This is a genomic window from Pseudomonas soli (assembly GCF_900110655.1).
Taxonomy (GTDB): domain Bacteria; phylum Pseudomonadota; class Gammaproteobacteria; order Pseudomonadales; family Pseudomonadaceae; genus Aquipseudomonas; species Aquipseudomonas soli.
In genome coordinates, this window is the sequence record NZ_FOEQ01000002.1 from 274,499 (window position 1) to 290,688 (window position 16,190).

The window sequence follows — 16,190 nt, forward strand, 5'->3', positions numbered from 1 at the left end:
GTTCAAATAACCAGATTCCGGCAAAGCGGCCGCCATTCTGGTACCGTTCATCCGCCACATCCTGTGCAAACGCATGCACCATGCGTGGACGGGCCCTACAGGAGAGTCCCGTGACGACCGACCATAACCCTCTTGACCAGGCGATCGAACGCTGTGCCCAGGAGCCGATCCAGATTCCAGGCAGCATTCAGCCACAAGGCTTCCTCCTGACTGTCGACGACAGCACATTGCGCGTTCTCCAGGCGAGCGAAAACGTCGATCGATGGTTCGGCCTGCCCGCCAGTGAAATCCTGGGGCAATCGTTCGCCGAACTGGTCAGCGCGGACTTCGACCTGCGCGGCCAACTGGACTACCTGCCGGAGGCGGATGTCTTCCCCTTTCATATCGGCGACGTGCGGCTGCGCCAAGGCGCACCTGACCAGCCCCCCCTGCGCGTGCTCGCCCATCGCCATGACCAGGTGTTGATCCTGGAATTCGAGCCCAGTCAGAAAGCCGATGGGGTCTACAAAGGCGACTATTATCCGTTGGTGCGTGCGTTCGTCAGCTCGTTGCACCAGGCGACCAGCATCGAGGAACTACTGCTGCACTCGGTACGCCAGATCAAGCGCATTACAGGATTCGGCCGGGTAAAGGCCTACCGCTTCGATAGCGAAGGCAATGGCACCGTCCTGGCCGAATCAGTCGACCCCGGTTACCCGAGTTACCTGGGCCTGAGCTTCCCGGCCTCCGACATCCCTCGCCAGGCCCGGGAGCTCTACCGCATCAACCGTATCCGCCTGATCGAAGATGCCAACTATCAGCCTTCACCCTTGCTCCCTGCGCTCAATCCCCTGACCGGCAAGCCGCTGGACATGAGTTTCGCCGCGTTGCGCAGCGTGTCGCCCGTTCATTTGCAGTACATGCGCAACATGGGCACCCTGGCCTCCATGTCGCTGTCGATCGTGGTCGACGGACAACTGTGGGGGTTGGTGTCCTGCCACCACGAACGACCGCGGCAAGTGGATGTCCAGACCCGCACAGCCTGCGAATTGCTGGCCAGTGTCCTGTCGCTGCAGCTCGAATCGCGCGAGTCCCACGAGCGCACCCGTACCCTGCTCGACCTGCGCGAACGCATCGTGCGCATGTTGGCAGCGATGGCTGACCATGACAGCGTGAGCCTGGGCCTGCTCGAACAGCCCGAGGTATTGCTCGCGTTCGCCGGGGCCAACGGCGCGGCCATCATCAGCGCTGAACGCTGCGACCTGATCGGCGAGACGCCTACAGCGGCGCAGGTCAATGCCCTGGTGCACTGGCTGGGGCGACGCGGCGACGAGGTGATATTCCACACCGACAACGTGGGCCGTGACATCGAAGAACTGCCGGAGCTCGCAAGTCGAGTCGGCGGTATCCTGGCGGTCGCCATCTCGCAACTCCATTCGCATTACCTGGTATGGTTCCGCCCGGAACAGGCACGCTTGGTCAACTGGGCCGGGCAGCCGGAAAAAGCCATCAGTCCGCAGGGGCATCTGAGTCCACGTCATAGTTTCGACCGTTGGCAGGAAGAAGTACGTGGGTTCAGCGCTCCGTGGGACTCACTCGTCATCGATGGCGTGCTTGAACTGCGCATGGCCGTGTTGGGTATCGTCTTGCGCAAGGCCGAGGAGCTCGCACAGCTGACTGGAGAGCTCAAGCGGTCCAACAAGGAACTCGAAGCCTTTTCCTACAGCGTTTCCCACGATCTGCGCGCGCCCCTGCGCCACATTGCCGGCTACACCGAACTGCTGAACGAGATCGAGGGCGAGCATCTCAGCGAACGTGGTCGACGCTTCCTGTCCCATATCGATGAGGCGGCACGATTCGCCGGCTCGCTGGTGGACAATCTTCTAAACTTCTCGCAAATGGGGCGCTCGGCGCTGCGCTTGGCGGACGTCGATCTCAACACCTTGGTGCACGCCATCCGCCAAGAGCTCGAGCCCGATTACCAGGGGCGCGACATCGTCTGGGCTATCGCTCCACTGCCAGTCGTCATCGGGGATCCGGCGTTCATAAACATGGCCCTGCACAACCTCGTCGCCAACGCCATCAAATACACCCGCGGACGCGCCCCTGCGCGAATCGAGATTGGCGCCATGCAACACGAGCAGGAAACCGAGGTGTATGTGCGCGATAATGGCGTGGGCTTCGACATGGCCTATGCCAACAAGCTGTTCGGTGTGTTCCAGCGCCTGCATCGCATGGAAGAGTTCGAAGGGACCGGCATCGGCCTGGCCAGCGTGCGCCGCATCATCGAGCGCCACGACGGCAGGGTCTGGGCTGAGGGCCAGGTCGGCCAGGGCGCCAGCTTCCATTTCACCCTCCCTCGCCATCAACCGCATTCCTGAGGCACTTGCACGTATCATGCTCAAACCCATTCTGCTGGTCGAAGACAACCCCAGAGACCTGGAGTTGACCCTCCTGGCGCTGGAACGCAGCCAACTGGCCAACGAAGTCATCGTGCTTCGTGATGGCGCCGAAGCGCTGGATTACCTCCTACGACGCAATAGCTACGCCGGACGTGACGATGGCAATCCGGCCGTATTGCTGCTGGACCTGAAACTGCCCAAGGTCGACGGCCTGGAAGTACTCAAGCAAGTGCGCGACACCGCCGAACTGCGCAGTATCCCGACGGTCATGCTGACGTCCTCGCGAGAGGAGCCGGACCTGTTGCGTGCATACGAACTGGGTGTCAACGCCTACGTGGTCAAGCCCGTCGAGTTCAAGGAATTCGTCGCCGCCATCTCTGATCTTGGCGTGTTCTGGGCAGTGCTCAACGAGCCACCGCCGGGTTCCCTGCGCCTGAACAGGCGCGGCAGCAATTGAGACATCCGACGATGCAAGGCGCACCCCTGAGGCTGCTGCTGGTCGAAGACAGCTCGATGGACGCCGAACTCACGGTGCTTTGCCTGGAGCGCAGCGGGCTGCAGGTCCAGTCGCGTCTGGTGTACGACCATGTCGGCGTGGAACATGCCCTGCGCGAAGGCAGCTACGACTTGATCCTGTGCGACTGCGTGCTCCCGGGGTCATCGGGCACCGACGTACTGGCCATCGCCCAGCGCCTGTCCCCCGACCTGCCGTTCATCTTCCTCTCCGGCATCTATGGCGAAGAACACGCGGTCGAGATGATCCGCCTGGGCGCCACCGACTATGTGCTGAAGAAGAACCTGCCCCTGCTGCCCAAGGCAGTGCGCCGTGCCTTGACAGAAGTGCATGAGCGCCAGCGCCGGCGCCGCGCCGAGGAGGCACTGGCCGACGTCGAAGCCCGCGCACGCATCGCCATCGACGCGGCGGGCATGGGCACCTGGGAGTTTCGCCCCCAGGATGGACTGCTACTGTGGGATGACCGTTGCAAAACCTTGTTCGGCCTGCCCACCGATACGCAGATGAGCCTCGAGGTATTCTACGAGGGTATTCTTCCCGAAGACGTGCCTCAGGTACGCGAGGCCGTGGAGCAAGCCATGCGCCCGGACAGCGACGGGTTGTACCGCGTCGAGTTCCGTATCGCCCAACCCAATGGCCTGGAACCGCGCTGGTTGCTTTCCAGCGGTCAGACCCAGTTCGTCGATGAGCGCTGCGTGCGCTTTTCCGGCGTACTGCAGGACATCCACCAGCAACGTCAGGCCACCCGCGCCCTGGAACAGCTCAACGAGATGCTGGGCGAACGGGTCGAGCGGCGTACCCGTGAGCGCGATCGTGCCTGGGAACTGTCCCAGGACCTGCTGGCAGTGCTGAACCACGACCTTACCCCCGTCACTCTGAACCCGGCGTGGGAAGCCAGCCTGGGTTTCACCCGGGAGCGCCTGGGCCAGACGTCGTTGCTGCATCTGGTCCCCGAGTCCGATCAGCCTGCCCTGCTCGGCGAACTGGCGGCCTTGTCGTCGGGCAATACCAGCGCCCGCTTCGTCGGGCGCATCCTGCACGCCAATGGCCACCCTCGCTGGCTTTCCTGGGTGGTGGTTCCCGACGACAGGCTGCTGTACGTGGTCGCACGCGATATCACCAGCGAGCGCGAGGCGACGCTCGAACTGGCCAAGGCCAACGAATCCCTGCGCCAACAGATTGCCGAACGTGAACGTATAGAAGCGACGTTGCAGCAGATGCAGCGCCTCGAGGCGGTCGGCCAGCTCACCGCGGGTGTCGCGCACGACTTCAACAACCTGCTGACGGTCATCCTCACCGGCGCCAGCTTCCTCCAGCGGGACCTGGAAAAAGGCTCGCTGGACAAGGCCAGCACGCGCTTGCAGCATATCCGCGAAGCGGGCGAGCGTGGCGCGAAGCTGACCGCGCAATTGCTGGCATTCTCTCGCAAGCAGCGGCTGGAGCCGGTAGCGGTCAATCTGAACCGCACCCTGTCCGGGCTGGAAGAGCTACTGCGACGCACCCTGGGCGGCAATATCTCGGTGCGGTTGGACCTCGATCCCCTCCTGTGGCAAGCCCTGACTGACCTGACCCAGACCGAAATGATCATCCTCAACCTGGCCATCAATGCGCGAGACGCAATGCCCGATGGCGGCCAACTGACGCTGGCCACGCGCAACGACAGGGTCAGCAATCGCCCACTGCGCCCCGAGGACCCGGAACCGGGCGAATACGTGGTGCTGTCGATCCGCGATACCGGCTGCGGCATGAGTGAGGAGGTACTGGCCAAGGTCTTCGAGCCATTCTTCACCACCAAGGACATCGGCAAAGGTTCAGGCCTGGGCTTGGCCCAGGTGTTCGGGTTCGCCAAGCAGTCTGGCGGCGGCGTGCGCATCGATACCGCTCCGAGTCGCGGCACCCAGGTCAGTGTCTACCTGCCTGCGGTGCATCAAGCAGAGACGCTGACAACCCATGAACAGAGCGCGCCGCCTGTGTTCACGCAACCGGGCGGTGTGCGCAGCGTACTGCTGGTGGATGACGACCACCTGGTACGTGAAATGATGAGTGACGTCCTGCTTCGTCAGGGCTATCAGGTGCGCCAGGCGCAGAACAGCGAACAGGCGCTGGCATTGCTCGACGATCAGGTTGAGCTACTGCTCACCGATTTCGCCATGCCGGAATTCAATGGCGCGCAACTGGCGCATGCGGCGCGCCAGCGCTTCCCTGGCCTGCCCGTGGTAATTCTGACCGGTTATGCCGAGTTGCAGGGGCTGGAACTGCCCGGCAGCCTGGTCATTCAGAAACCGGTGAGCGAACAGGTATTGGCCCAGGCACTGGCCGATCTGCTGGAAAAGAGGTAGGCAGAAACGAAAAAATCGCCGAAAGGCGATTTGGGGGATAAATAGCTTGGTGATGGCAGGGGCGGCTGGATTCGAACCAACGCATGGCAGGATCAAAACCTGCTGCCTTACCGCTTGGCGACGCCCCTATATCGGCTGTGGCAAGTGACTGGCACTGCCTGGCTGACAATCCCTGGCAACTCCGTGTGTCGTCGCTCTGGAATGGCCGGCACTTTAACAAGCTTTTTCCCAAGTGCAAAGCTTTTTTTTAAAAAAAACGCAGAAAAACAGCAAGTTAGTCAGTCACCCAGCTGTTCGCGCGCTTCCACGGAGGGGGCTTGGGACCGCCCGCCCAGGTCCTCCCCGGGTACTGCAGTGGCCTCGCGAATACGGATACACAACCACTCGTCGTAATTGCGCCGCTTCGCCTCAACACAATCGCGTTCCGCCATTCCAATCAGATAGATCCCACCGGCGCATTACAAGGAGGACGCCATGCCCGTTTCCCATGACCTCTACCAGGACCTGCACTACCCGCGCGAAATCGTCCAGCAGCGGCGGCAGCACGACCTAAAACTCGACCGCCTGCTGGACGAATACATGGACATCGACAACCAGGTGCTGGCAGCCGAGTCGATCTCGGCAGGCAACTTTGTGGACGAAGACCTGCGTCACCTCAAGGAACGCCGCCTGGCGGTGAAGTACCTGATCGAGCGGCAACTCGAGCAAACGTCCTGACCTATCGCCTTTCGCGATCGGTGCCCGACACATTCTCGATTGGTCAAAATGCCTGGCATCGCGCAAGCTGCGCCCTGCCCCAGACTCGGCCCGAGGAGCCTGCCAATTGCCTACCTGGATTCCCGCGCCCTTGCGCCAGATTCGCCAGCGCCTGCGCTGTGCCCCAGCCAAGGCCCCCACCTTGTTGACCCACTTCCAGAACATGGCCACCGCGCGTGGCTATGCCCTGAGCGACGGGCAGCTTCAGGTGATCGAGGCAATGGCCGGTCTGTTGGGCAGCCTCGACGCAGGCCCGCCGCGCAGCCTGTACCTGCACGGTGCAGTCGGCCGCGGCAAGAGCTGGCTGCTCGATGGCTTCTTTCAGGCAGTGCCGACGGCGGCCAAGCGCCGCCTGCACTTTCACGATTTCTTCGCCCGCCTGCATCAGGGCACGCACCATCACCGGGCCCAGGCCGATGCCCTGGGGGCCACTCTCGACGCACTGCTGGGCCACTGCCAGGTCCTGTGTTTCGATGAGTTCCATGTCCATGACATCGGCGACGCCATGCTGCTCACCCGGCTGTTCGATGCGCTGTTCGCCCGACGCGTGGTCTTGCTGCTCACCTCCAACTATGCCCCTGAAGGGCTACTGCCCAACCCGCTGTACCACGCGCGCTTCTTGCCGGTGATCCGCCTGATCAACCGCCATATGCAGGTGCTGGAGGTAGCTGGGGATACCGACTTTCGCAGCCTGCCGGCCAATCGCGAACACCAGCGCTTTACCCAGGGGCACTATGTCTGGCCGGGCGATGCGCGGCAACGTACGGCGCTGCGGGTGCCCACACCGCAGAGGGTGCGGCTGGAGATCAACCAACGGCCCCTGCGGGCGCTGGCCAGCGAGGGGCGTCAAGTGATGTTCAGCTTTGACGATCTGTGCGAACAACCGACCGCAGTGATTGATTATCTGGCCCTGGCCGAGCGTTATGATCGTTGGATCATCGACGGCCTGGATGACCTGGCCGCGTGCTCCCTGGCGGCCCAGCAGCGCTTCGTCAACCTGGTGGATGTGCTCTACGACCAGGACCGGGAGGTGCTGGTGATCGGCAAGCAGGCGCTGGACAAGAGCCTGGGCGGCGCCATCGCCGACCTGATGCGGACACGCAGCCGCCTGGGTCAGTTGCACCAGCAAGGGCCAGCCTGAGCGCTTCAACGGCGACGCTTGGCGGCGATGAGACCGCGCCCGCTAGGCCGGCACGGCCGGCTGTTGCTCCTCCAGCAACCAGCCCCCCTGCCCGTCCACCTCAAGACAATGGGAATGGAACCCCGCCAGGGTGCTGCGGTGCCCGACGCTGACCAGCAGCGTCGCCGGCAACACCTCACGCAGCAGCGAATACAACGCATGCTCCAGCCCTTCGTCCATCGCCGAGGTTGACTCGTCGAGGAACACCACCTGCGGCCGGTTGAACAGCACCCGGGAGAAAGCCAGGCGCTGCTGTTCGCCCAGCGACAAGATGCGCGACCAGTCACGCGGCTCGTCCAGTCGCTCAGCCAGGTGAGCAAGATTCACCTGGCGCAAGGCCTGTTGCATGCGCGCATCATCCCCAGACTCGCCCGGCGCCGGATAGGCGATGGCGGTGCGCAGGTCCCCCAACGGCAGGTACGGACGTTGCGAGAGGAATAACGCCTGTGTCCCCAGAGGGCGCCTGACCTCACCGTCGGCATAGGGCCACAGGCCCGCCAGGGCGCGCAGCAAGGTGGTCTTGCCGCTGCCCGAAGGTCCCTTGATCAGCAGCGCCTGGCCGCTGTGCAGGTTCAGGTCGAGATCGGCGATCAGCGCGTGGCCGTCGGGCCGGCGCACCTGCAAACCATGAATGCCCAGCGCGAGCGCTTGGTCCACCGTGGCCACGCGTGGCAAATCGCTGGCCTGCTGGTTGGCCTCGAGAAACCCGGTAAGGCGGTCGAGGGTGGCGCGATACTGGGCGAAGGTGTCGTAGGACTCTCGGAAGAACGACAATGAATCCTGCACCTGGCCAAAGGCCTGGGCGGTCTGCATCACGTCGCCGAGCTTGATCGCGCCACTGAAAAAGCGCGGTGCCTGGAGGATGAACGGGAACACCACCGCCACCTGGCTGACGCCCAGGTTGAAACCGCTGAACTTGAGGTTCCGGAATACCAGAGCCCAGGCATTGCCGATCAAGGCGAAGAAACGCCCGAGCAAGGTGCCGCGCTCCACCTGCGCGCCCTGGTAGAAGGCGATGTTCTCGGCGTTCTCGCGCAGGCGCATAAGTGCATAGCGGAAGTTGGCGGTGAGTTTTTCGTTGAGAAAATTCAGGCGGATCAGCGGCTGGCCGAGGCGAAAGGCGATCCAGGTAGCGATCAGCACATAGATGTAAACGGCAAACACCATCGCCCGGGGGATTTCGACGCCAGCCACTGCCAGTGGCGCCGACAGGCCCCACAGAATGCCGGTGAATGCCACCAACGACACCACCGCGCTAACCGCCCCCAGCGCCAGCGCAACCGAACCTGTGACGAAGTTGTTCACATCCAGTTCAATACGCTGGTCGGGGTTGTCCACGGGCTCTGCGAGGAACTGCCCGCGGTAGTAGGCATCGCCGTGCATCCAGTCGGCGGTCAGGCGCTCGGTGAGCCAAACCCGCCAGCGAATGTTGAAGGCCTGGGTCACATAGAAGGTAAACAGCGAACGCAGTACATGGATGGTCGCCAGCACCGCGAACACCCCGAGCATGTACCAGAACGCAGTCTGGTCCAGGGCCTGCAAGGCACTGTAGAAACCGTTGTACCAGAACGAGAACAGCACGTTCAGCCGCACCGCGAACAACGTCAGCACCAGCAGCAGGGCGAAGGCCAGCAAGGGCCGCCAACTACGACGCAAACTGAAGTAGGGCCCGGCCAGTTGCCAGAACTGCGCGCCCCAGCGGGTATGGCGTACCGCCAGCAACGCAGTGGCGGTGAAACAGACAAGGGTGACCAACGAGGCGATCGCCAGCCAGCTCAGGCTTGCTTGCAAGGCCTGGTGCCAGTTCATGTCCATGGAGGGCTTCCGTCAGGGTATTTTTGCGAGCGTAGCACCGGCTATTCGTTAACCCTGCGAACATGACGGACATTTCATCCAGGCCATGCGCTGCGCCGACATCTGTGCAGGACGTGTCCGGGCGCGGATAATCGCGGCACCTTCATCGCAGAGCCCCACCATGCATATTCGCCTTGCTGGACTACAGGACCTGCCGGCACTGATCGCCATTGACACCGTTACCCGCCAAGACCCGCAGCGTGCCGAGCAGATCGCCGACTGGCTCGGGCAGTACCGTTGCCTGGTGGCAGAGATACAAGGCAAGGTGGCCGCCTATGCGGTGATGCACCGGCACTTCTTCGGCTGTGCGTTCATCGAGATGCTGATGGTTGGCGAAAACCATCGGCGCGCTGGGCTGGGAGCTGCGCTGCTGGCCTGCATACAAGCCGATTGCCGTGGGCAGAAGCTGTTCACCTCGACCAATCGCTCCAATGCGCCAATGCGCCGCTTGCTGGAGCGCCAGGGCTTCGTCGCAAGCGGTGTAGTCGAAAACCTCGACGAAGGGGATCCGGAGCAGATCTATTGCTGGAGATTGGATCAAGGCGAGCGCCCGCCGGCGGCCACAGGGCACCGCTGACGCGGCGCATCGCCGGCAAGCCGGCTACCACAACGACCGCATCAGCCTCAAGCCATGCGCCATCCTGCGAGAGCAGGCGAGCTACGCCAAAGCCTCCCGCACCTTGGGGTCGAGCCCCTCGCCTGCATGGGCCTCGATCCACTCCAGCAACTGCCGGCGCATGGCCGGCGTCCAGAAGCTCTGCAGATGCTGCCTCACCCCCTGCACCGCCTTGGCATGATCCGGCTCACTGTCGAAGTAATGGCCGATCTGGTTGGCCATCTTCACCAGGTTGTCGCTGCTCATCGACGCACCTCCGCCTTTTCTGCCTGACGCCGCTCCTTGAGCAAGCGCCGCTGCTCGTCACTGAAGCTCTGGTAGCGCTTCTGCCATTCCGACGGCTGGAACACCTTCACCACCTCTACTGCGGTGACTTTGTATTCCGGGCAGTTGGTGGCCCAGTCGGAGTTGTCGGTGGTGATCACGTTGGCCCCCGACTCGGGGAAGTGGAACGTTGTATACACCACCCCCGGGGCCACCCGGCTGCTGACCCTGGCACGCAGCACGCTCTGGCCGGCGCGGCTGCCCACGCCCACCCAGTCGCCGTCGGCGATGCCACGGCTCTCGGCGTCGCTGGGGTGGATCTCCAAGCGGTCTTCGTCGTGCCAGGCGACGTTGCTGGTGCGCCGGGTCTGCGCGCCGACGTTGTACTGGCTGAGGATGCGCCCGGTGGTCAGCAACAGCGGATAGCGACTGTTGACCTTCTCGTCGGTGGGCACATAGCCGGTGAGCATGAAGCGGCCCTTGCCGCGCACGAACTGCTCGATGTGCATGGTCGGCGTACCATCGGGGGCGGCGTCGTTGCAGGGCCACTGCAGGCTGCCGTGGCGGTCGAGCTCGGCATAGCTGACCCGGCGGAAGGTTGGGGTCAGGCGGGCGATCTCGTCCATGATCTGCGACGGATGCTGGTACTCCATGTGATAGCCCAGGGCGTCGGCCAGGGCCAAGGTCGCCTGCCAGTCGGCCTTGCCAGCCAGCGGTTCCATCACCTTGCGCACCCGCGAAATGCGCCGCTCGGCATTGGTGAAGGTGCCATCCTTCTCGAGGAACGAGCTGCCTGGCAGGAACACATGGGCGAACTTGGCCGTCTCGTTGAGGAAGATGTCCTGTACCACCACGCATTCCATCGCCAACAGCGCGGCAGTGACGTGCTGGGTGTTGGGGTCGCTCTGGGCGATGTCTTCACCCTGGCAGTACAACGCCTTGAAGCTGCCGTCCAGCGCAGCCTCGAACATGTTCGGAATGCGCAACCCCGGGTCAGGTTGCAGGGTCACGCCCCAGGCCTGCTCGAACTCGGCGCGCACGCTTTCGTTGGAGATATGCCGGTAGCCGGGCAACTCGTGGGGGAACGAACCCATGTCGCACGAGCCCTGCACGTTGTTCTGCCCGCGCAGCGGGTTCACCCCCACTCCTTCGCGGCCGATGTTGCCGGTGGCCATGGCCAGGTTGGCGATGCCCATTACCGCGGTGCTGCCCTGGCTATGCTCGGTCACGCCCAGGCCATAGTAGATCGCCGCATTGCCGCCGGTGGCGTACAGCCGGGCGGCGGCGCGAATCTGCTCGGCGGGCACGCCACACACCGGGCCAAGCAGTTCAGGGGCGTTGTCGGGTTGGGCGACGAAATCGCGCCAGCGTGCGAAATCCTCGGTCTCGCAGCGGGCATCGATGAAGCGCTGGTCGAGCAGGCCCTCGGTGACGATCACATGGGCCAGGGCATTGAGCATGGCCACGTTGGTGCCTGGACGCAGTTGCAGGTGCAATTCGGCACGGGCATGCGGCGAGTCGACCAGGTCGATACGCCGCGGGTCGATGACGATCAATCGCGCACCCTGGCGCAGGCGGCGCTTGAGCTGCGAGCCGAACACCGGGTGGGCGTCGGTGGGGTTGGCGCCGATCACCAGCACCACGTCGGCCAGCATCACCGAGTCGAAGCTCTGGGTGCCGGCGGACTCCCCCAAAGTCTGCTTGAGGCCGTAGCCGGTGGGCGAATGGCAGACCCGCGCGCAGGTGTCGACGTTGTTGTTGCCGAAGGCCGTGCGCACCAGTTTCTGCACCAGGTACGCCTCTTCGTTGGTGCAGCGGCTGGAGGTGATCCCACCGATCGAATCTCGCCCGTACTTGAGCTGGATGCGCCGCAACTCGCTGGCGGCATAGGTGACTGCCTCATCCCAGCTGACCTCTTGCCACGGGTCTTCCAGGCGTTTGCGAATCATTGGCTTGGTGATGCGGTCCGGGTGCGTGGCATAGCCCCAGGCGAAGCGGCCCTTGACGCAGGCATGGCCGTGGTTGGCGCCGCCATTCTTGTCCGGGACCATGCGCACCAGCTGGTCGCCCTTCATCTCGGCGCGGAACGAGCAGCCCACGCCGCAATAGGCACAGGTGGTGATTACCGCGCGCTCGGGCTGGCCGAGCTGGATCAGGCTTTTTTCGCTCAGGGTCGCCGTCGGGCAGGCCTGCACGCAGGCGCCGCAGGACACGCATTCGGAGCTGAGGAAATCGTCACCGCCGGCCGCCGCCACCCGCGAGTCGAAACCGCGCCCGGTGATGGTCAGGGCGAAGGTGCCCTGGATGTCTTCGCAGGCCCGCACGCAGCGGCTGCAGACAATGCACTTGCTCGGCTCGTAGTCGAAGTACGGGTTGGACACATCCTTGCCTTCGCCCAGGTGATTGGCGCCGTCGTAGCCATAACGTACCTCGCGCAAGCCGACCTGGCCGGCGACGGTCTGCAGTTCGCAGTTGCCGTTGGCCGAACAGGTCAGGCAGTCCAGCGGATGGTCGGAGATATACAGTTCCATCATGTTGCGGCGCAGATCGGCCAGGCGTGGCGTCTGCGTGCGCACCACCATGCCCTCGCCTACCGGGGTGGTGCAGGACGCCGGGTAGCCGCGCATGCCGTCGATCTCGACCATGCACATGCGGCACGAGCCGAAGGCCTCGAGGCTGTCGGTGGCGCACAGTTTGGGGATGCTGGTGCCGAGCATGGCCGCGGCGCGCATCACCGAGGTACCGGCGGGCACGCTGATCGAACGGGCGTCGATGACCAGGCTGACCTGCACCTCGCTGATGCGTTGCGGGGTACCCAGGTCGAGGTCGCTGCTGGGGTCGAAGTAATTGATCATTGCGCGGCCTCCAGGCCGAAATCGGCGGGGAAGTGCTTGAGGGCGCTGACCACCGGATACGGGGTCATCCCGCCCATGGCGCACAGCGAGCCGTACTGCATCGTGTCGCACAGGTCGCGCAGCAACCCCGCCTGGCTTTCGCGGTAGGCCGGGTCGGTGCTGGCGATCAGCCGATCGACCACTTCCATGCCGCGGGTCGAACCGATCCGGCACGGCGTGCACTTGCCGCAGGATTCTTCGGCGCAGAACTGCAGGGCGAAGCGAGCCATGCCGGCCATGTTCAGGGTATCGTCGGCCAACACCACACCGCCGTGGCCGAGCATCGCGCCAATGGCGGCGAAGGCCTCGTAGTCCAGCGGCGTGTCGAACTGTCCAGGCGGCACCCAGGCACCCAGCGGGCCGCCGACCTGCGCCGCCTTGATCGGCCGGCCACTGGCGGTTCCGCCACCGTAGCCTTCCACCAGCTCGCGCAAGGTCAGGCCGAAAGCGCGCTCCACCAACCCACCCTGGCGGATATTGCCGGCCAGCTGGAACGGCAAGGTGCCGAGCGAGCGGCCCATGCCGAAGTCGCGGTAATAGGCCGCGCCCTTGGCCAGGATGATCGGTACCGAGGCCAGGGTGAGCACGTTGTGCACCAGCGTCGGTTGGCCGAACAGGCCCTCCAGCGCCGGCAGCGGCGGCTTGGCCCGAACGATGCCACGCTTGCCCTCCAGGGACTCGAGCAACGCGGTTTCCTCGCCACAGATATAGGCACCCGCGCCGACCCGCACCTCCAGGTCGAAGGCCACGCCGCTGCCGGCGACATCCAGGTAACCGGCCTCGCGAGCCAGCAGGATCGCCTCGTTGAGCACACGCACGGCATCGGGGTACTCCGAGCGCACATAGATGTAGCCCTTGCTCGCTCCCACAGCGAGGCCGGCGATGATCATGCCCTCGATCAGCAGGAACGGGTCGCCCTCCATCAACATACGGTCGGCGAAGGTACCAGAGTCGCCCTCGTCGGCGTTGCACACCACGTACTTCTGCGCGGCCGACGCCTGGCGCACGGTGCGCCACTTGATGCCCGCCGGGAAGGCCGCGCCACCTCGGCCACGCAGGCCCGAATCGAGCACCGCCGCGACCACTTCGTCGCCGTCCAGCAACGTGGCCTGACGCAGCCCCTCGAACCCACCGTTGGCGTGGTAGTCATCCAGCGACAGTGGCCGGGTGATGCCGGCTCGGGCGAACAACAGACGCTGCTGGGTTTTCAGGTAGGGAATGTCCTCGACCGGCCCCAGCGCCAGCGCATGGCCGGCGTGGTCGCCCGCCAGGGCATCGAGCAAACCGGGGATATCCTCGGGCGCGACCGGCCCGAAGCCCAGCCGGCCTTGCGCGGTGTCCAGCTCCACCAGCGGCTCCAGCCAATACAGGCCACGGGAGCTGGTGCGCTTGATGCGTAGCGGCAGGTTGCGCTGCGCGGCCTCGTGGGTCAGTGCCTCGGCCACCTGATCGGCGCCCGCTGCCCGGGCCAGCGAATCACAGGAGATGCACAGGCTCAACATGCCTTGACCTCCTCTCGGCAGCTCGCCACCAGCGCCCGCAGGCGTTCCGGGGTGACGCGGGCGTGGAGTTGGCCGTCGAGTTCCAACGCCGGCGAGCAGGCACAGGCACCCAGGCAGTACACCGGGCGCAGGTCGAGCGCCCCGTCTTCGCTGCGGCCGTGATCATCCATCCCGAGCTGCTCGCGCAATTGCGCGGCCAGTGCCTCGGCGCCACGGCTCTGGCAAGACTCGGCGCGGCACAGGCGCAGGGTATGGCGAGCCGGCGGCGTGGTACGGAAATCGTGGTAGAAGCTGAGCACCCCGCGCACCTCGGCCTGGCTGAGGTTAAGGGCATGGGCGATCTCGCCGACGGCGATGTCGGGGATGTAGCCGGCGCCGGCCTGGATGGCGTGGAGGATCGGCAACAAGGCGCCGGGGGTGTCCTTTTCACGGGCCAGGACACGCTGGATCAGTGGCAGGTGGTTCAACTCATCAGGCATACAGCGGACCTCGGCAACCCGGCCCGGCCCTGATCGCGGGCCAGTGTCCGGCGGTGTTCAGCTGCGGTGCGCCGGCTGCGTCACGGTAGCGGCAGCCGGGCACCCTCCTTGCCTGTAGCCGGGCGTCTTGCTGCGCTCGGTCCACGGGCATCCTCAGAGCATGGCAGCTATTGCGCGAAGAGGTTGTGCGCGGGCGACCCGGCGCGTCCTGAAACCGACCATTGGAGGGCCCCCGCATAGGCGGCCCTGACACTCAGTCCACGACCACATGCGGCACGAACCGCGAGCTGTCCTTGGTGATCAGGGTGTCGTCTTCACGAATGCCGATCCCCGAGGCCAGATCACCGACCACCCACGAACCGATCAGGGTGTAGCTGTCACCGAACTTCGGCAAAGGCGCGAAACCTTGCAGGATATACGGCGCATCATCGTAGGGGCCATCCTCGAATACCCGCTGGTCATCGGTGGTGCGAATGTCCACATTGGCCCCCTCGCGGGAGAAATACGGCTTGCGCACCCAGCCCTTGGGCACCGGCCGCCGTGGGTCTTCGTCGAGGAAGGCCGGCAACAGGTTCGGGTGGCCCTCATGCCATTCCCACAACAACGGCAGGATGCCCTTGTTGGAGATCAGCGACTTCCACGCTGGCTCGACGAACTGGGTATCGCAACCGGCGATGGCCTGGCCGAAGTCCTCGTGGAAGATATGCTCCCAGGCGTGCAGCTTGAACAGGCGCGGGATCGGTCGGCCTTCGAGGTCGACAAAACGCCCCTCGTCGTTCAGACCGATATCCTCCAGGTCGATATGCCGGGTGCTGATACCCACGTGCCCGGCCATCTTGCGCAGGAAATCCGTGGTGCCGCGGTCCTCGATCGAGCCGCCGATGGCCGAGAAGTAGAACGGGCTTTCACGTTCGAAGGCGGCAAAGGCCCGCACCAGGTCTTCAGCCAGGGTGTTGAACTGGCTGGCATGGGCCGGCAGCACGCCGCGCTCGATCTGCTGCTCAAGCCAGATCAGCTGGAACGCCGCGGCTTCGTACAGCGAGGTCGGCGTGTCGTAGTTGGCCTCGATCAGCTTGGCCGGGCCCGTGCCGTCGTAGCTGAAGTCGAAACGCCCGTAGAGGTGCGGATGCCCCTCCTGCCACGAACGGCGCACCAGGTCGAAGAACGCCGGCGCAATCGCCAGGCGGGTCATCAGCGCTTCGCTGTCGACGATGCGCGCCACCGCGTCCAGGCACATCGCGTGCAGCTCCTGGGTCGGCGCCTCCAGGTCACGGCTGACCTGGGCCTCACTGAACTGGTAGTAACCGCGCTCATCCCAGTAGCGTTCGCCATCGATGGTGTGGAAGGCGAAGCCCTCTCGCTCGGCGGTGGCGCGCCAGTCTGGGCGTTCGCCGCAGTGGACCTTGTGCAT

At 64.5% G+C, this 16,190-nt stretch carries 12 protein-coding genes and 1 tRNA gene; 6 read left to right on the forward strand and 7 right to left on the reverse strand.

The features are described from left to right. Positions 1–110 precede the first annotated feature (110 nt). Genes BMY03_RS05835 through BMY03_RS05845 form a run of 3 tightly spaced genes read left to right on the forward strand, consistent with a single transcriptional unit; the run spans position 111 to position 5,234 of the window. Positions 111–2,360, forward strand: coding sequence for an ATP-binding protein (locus BMY03_RS05835; RefSeq protein ID WP_425311892.1), 2,250 nt, complete (start codon positions 111–113; stop codon positions 2,358–2,360). A gap of 16 nt (positions 2,361–2,376) precedes the next feature. Then, entirely contained in the window at positions 2,377–2,838 is a 462-nt protein-coding gene (locus BMY03_RS05840) for a response regulator (protein WP_023630737.1), read from the forward strand. A gap of 11 nt (positions 2,839–2,849) precedes the next feature. Then, a complete protein-coding gene (locus BMY03_RS05845) occupies positions 2,850–5,234 on the forward strand; it encodes a response regulator (protein WP_023630738.1) in 2,385 nt (794 codons plus the stop codon). A gap of 53 nt (positions 5,235–5,287) precedes the next feature. Here the strand turns inward: BMY03_RS05845 and BMY03_RS05850 are convergent. Next, positions 5,288–5,362: transfer RNA gene (locus BMY03_RS05850), tRNA-Gln, on the reverse strand. Positions 5,363–5,708: 346 nt separating this feature from the next. Between BMY03_RS05850 and BMY03_RS05855 the strand changes: the two genes are divergently transcribed. Further along, positions 5,709–5,951 (forward strand): hypothetical protein, encoded by a 243-nt coding sequence (locus BMY03_RS05855; protein WP_023630739.1) that lies wholly within the window; start codon positions 5,709–5,711, stop codon positions 5,949–5,951. 106 nt (positions 5,952–6,057) lie between these two features. Then, positions 6,058–7,131: a cell division protein ZapE gene (gene zapE / locus BMY03_RS05860; RefSeq protein ID WP_094010515.1), complete on the forward strand. Its 1,074-nt coding sequence runs from the start codon at positions 6,058–6,060 to the stop codon at positions 7,129–7,131. A 42-nt stretch (positions 7,132–7,173) separates the two neighbouring features. Here the strand turns inward: zapE and BMY03_RS05865 are convergent, their stop codons facing one another. Then, positions 7,174–8,985: an ABC transporter ATP-binding protein/permease gene (locus tag BMY03_RS05865; protein ID WP_094010516.1), complete on the reverse strand. Its 1,812-nt coding sequence runs from the start codon at positions 8,983–8,985 to the stop codon at positions 7,174–7,176. Positions 8,986–9,145: 160 nt separating this feature from the next. Here BMY03_RS05865 and BMY03_RS05870 point away from each other — a divergent pair, with 160 nt between their 5' ends. After that, positions 9,146–9,601 carry a GNAT family N-acetyltransferase gene (locus tag BMY03_RS05870; RefSeq protein ID WP_094010517.1) on the forward strand — a complete coding sequence of 152 codons (456 nt, stop codon included), beginning with the start codon at positions 9,146–9,148 and terminating at the stop codon, positions 9,599–9,601. Between the two features lie 81 nt (positions 9,602–9,682). Here BMY03_RS05870 and BMY03_RS05875 read toward each other — a convergent pair whose 3' ends face one another. From BMY03_RS05875 to BMY03_RS05895, 5 genes are all read right to left on the reverse strand, one after another. Then, positions 9,683–9,886, reverse strand: a complete 204-nt coding sequence (locus BMY03_RS05875) for a formate dehydrogenase subunit delta (RefSeq protein ID WP_023632932.1) — start codon at positions 9,884–9,886, stop codon at positions 9,683–9,685. Next, a complete protein-coding gene (gene fdhF / locus BMY03_RS05880; RefSeq protein ID WP_094010518.1) occupies positions 9,883–12,759 on the reverse strand; it encodes a formate dehydrogenase subunit alpha in 2,877 nt (958 codons plus the stop codon). The genes BMY03_RS05875 and fdhF overlap by 4 nt, the downstream gene beginning before the upstream one ends. After that, on the reverse strand, positions 12,756–14,300 hold the full coding sequence (locus tag BMY03_RS05885; RefSeq protein ID WP_094010519.1) for a formate dehydrogenase beta subunit: 1,545 nt from the start codon (positions 14,298–14,300) through the stop codon (positions 12,756–12,758). Before BMY03_RS05885 ends, fdhF begins: the two co-directional genes overlap by 4 nt. Further along, positions 14,294–14,779, reverse strand: coding sequence for a formate dehydrogenase subunit gamma (locus BMY03_RS05890; RefSeq protein ID WP_038705766.1), 486 nt, complete (start codon positions 14,777–14,779; stop codon positions 14,294–14,296). Before BMY03_RS05890 ends, BMY03_RS05885 begins: the two co-directional genes overlap by 7 nt. A gap of 253 nt (positions 14,780–15,032) precedes the next feature. Then, positions 15,033–16,190: a glutathionylspermidine synthase family protein gene (locus tag BMY03_RS05895; protein ID WP_094010520.1), complete on the reverse strand. Its 1,158-nt coding sequence runs from the start codon at positions 16,188–16,190 to the stop codon at positions 15,033–15,035.

Bases quoted from the DNA above. Each gene is read 5' to 3' on its own strand.
- BMY03_RS05840 (WP_023630737.1), top strand. From the start codon at position 2,377: ATGCTCAAACCCATTCTGCTGGTCGAAGACAACCCCAGAGACCTGGAG.
- BMY03_RS05865 (WP_094010516.1), bottom strand. From the start codon at position 8,985: ATGGACATGAACTGGCACCAGGCCTTGCAAGCAAGCCTGAGCTGGCTG.
- BMY03_RS05855 (WP_023630739.1), top strand. From the start codon at position 5,709: ATGCCCGTTTCCCATGACCTCTACCAGGACCTGCACTACCCGCGCGAA.
- BMY03_RS05895 (WP_094010520.1), bottom strand. From the start codon at position 16,190: ATGCACAAGGTCCACTGCGGCGAACGCCCAGACTGGCGCGCCACCGCC.
- BMY03_RS05885 (WP_094010519.1), bottom strand. From the start codon at position 14,300: ATGTTGAGCCTGTGCATCTCCTGTGATTCGCTGGCCCGGGCAGCGGGC.
- BMY03_RS05870 (WP_094010517.1), top strand. From the start codon at position 9,146: ATGCATATTCGCCTTGCTGGACTACAGGACCTGCCGGCACTGATCGCC.
- BMY03_RS05875 (WP_023632932.1), bottom strand. From the start codon at position 9,886: ATGAGCAGCGACAACCTGGTGAAGATGGCCAACCAGATCGGCCATTAC.
- fdhF (WP_094010518.1), bottom strand. From the start codon at position 12,759: ATGATCAATTACTTCGACCCCAGCAGCGACCTCGACCTGGGTACCCCG.
- BMY03_RS05845 (WP_023630738.1), top strand. From the start codon at position 2,850: ATGCAAGGCGCACCCCTGAGGCTGCTGCTGGTCGAAGACAGCTCGATG.
- BMY03_RS05890 (WP_038705766.1), bottom strand. From the start codon at position 14,779: ATGCCTGATGAGTTGAACCACCTGCCACTGATCCAGCGTGTCCTGGCC.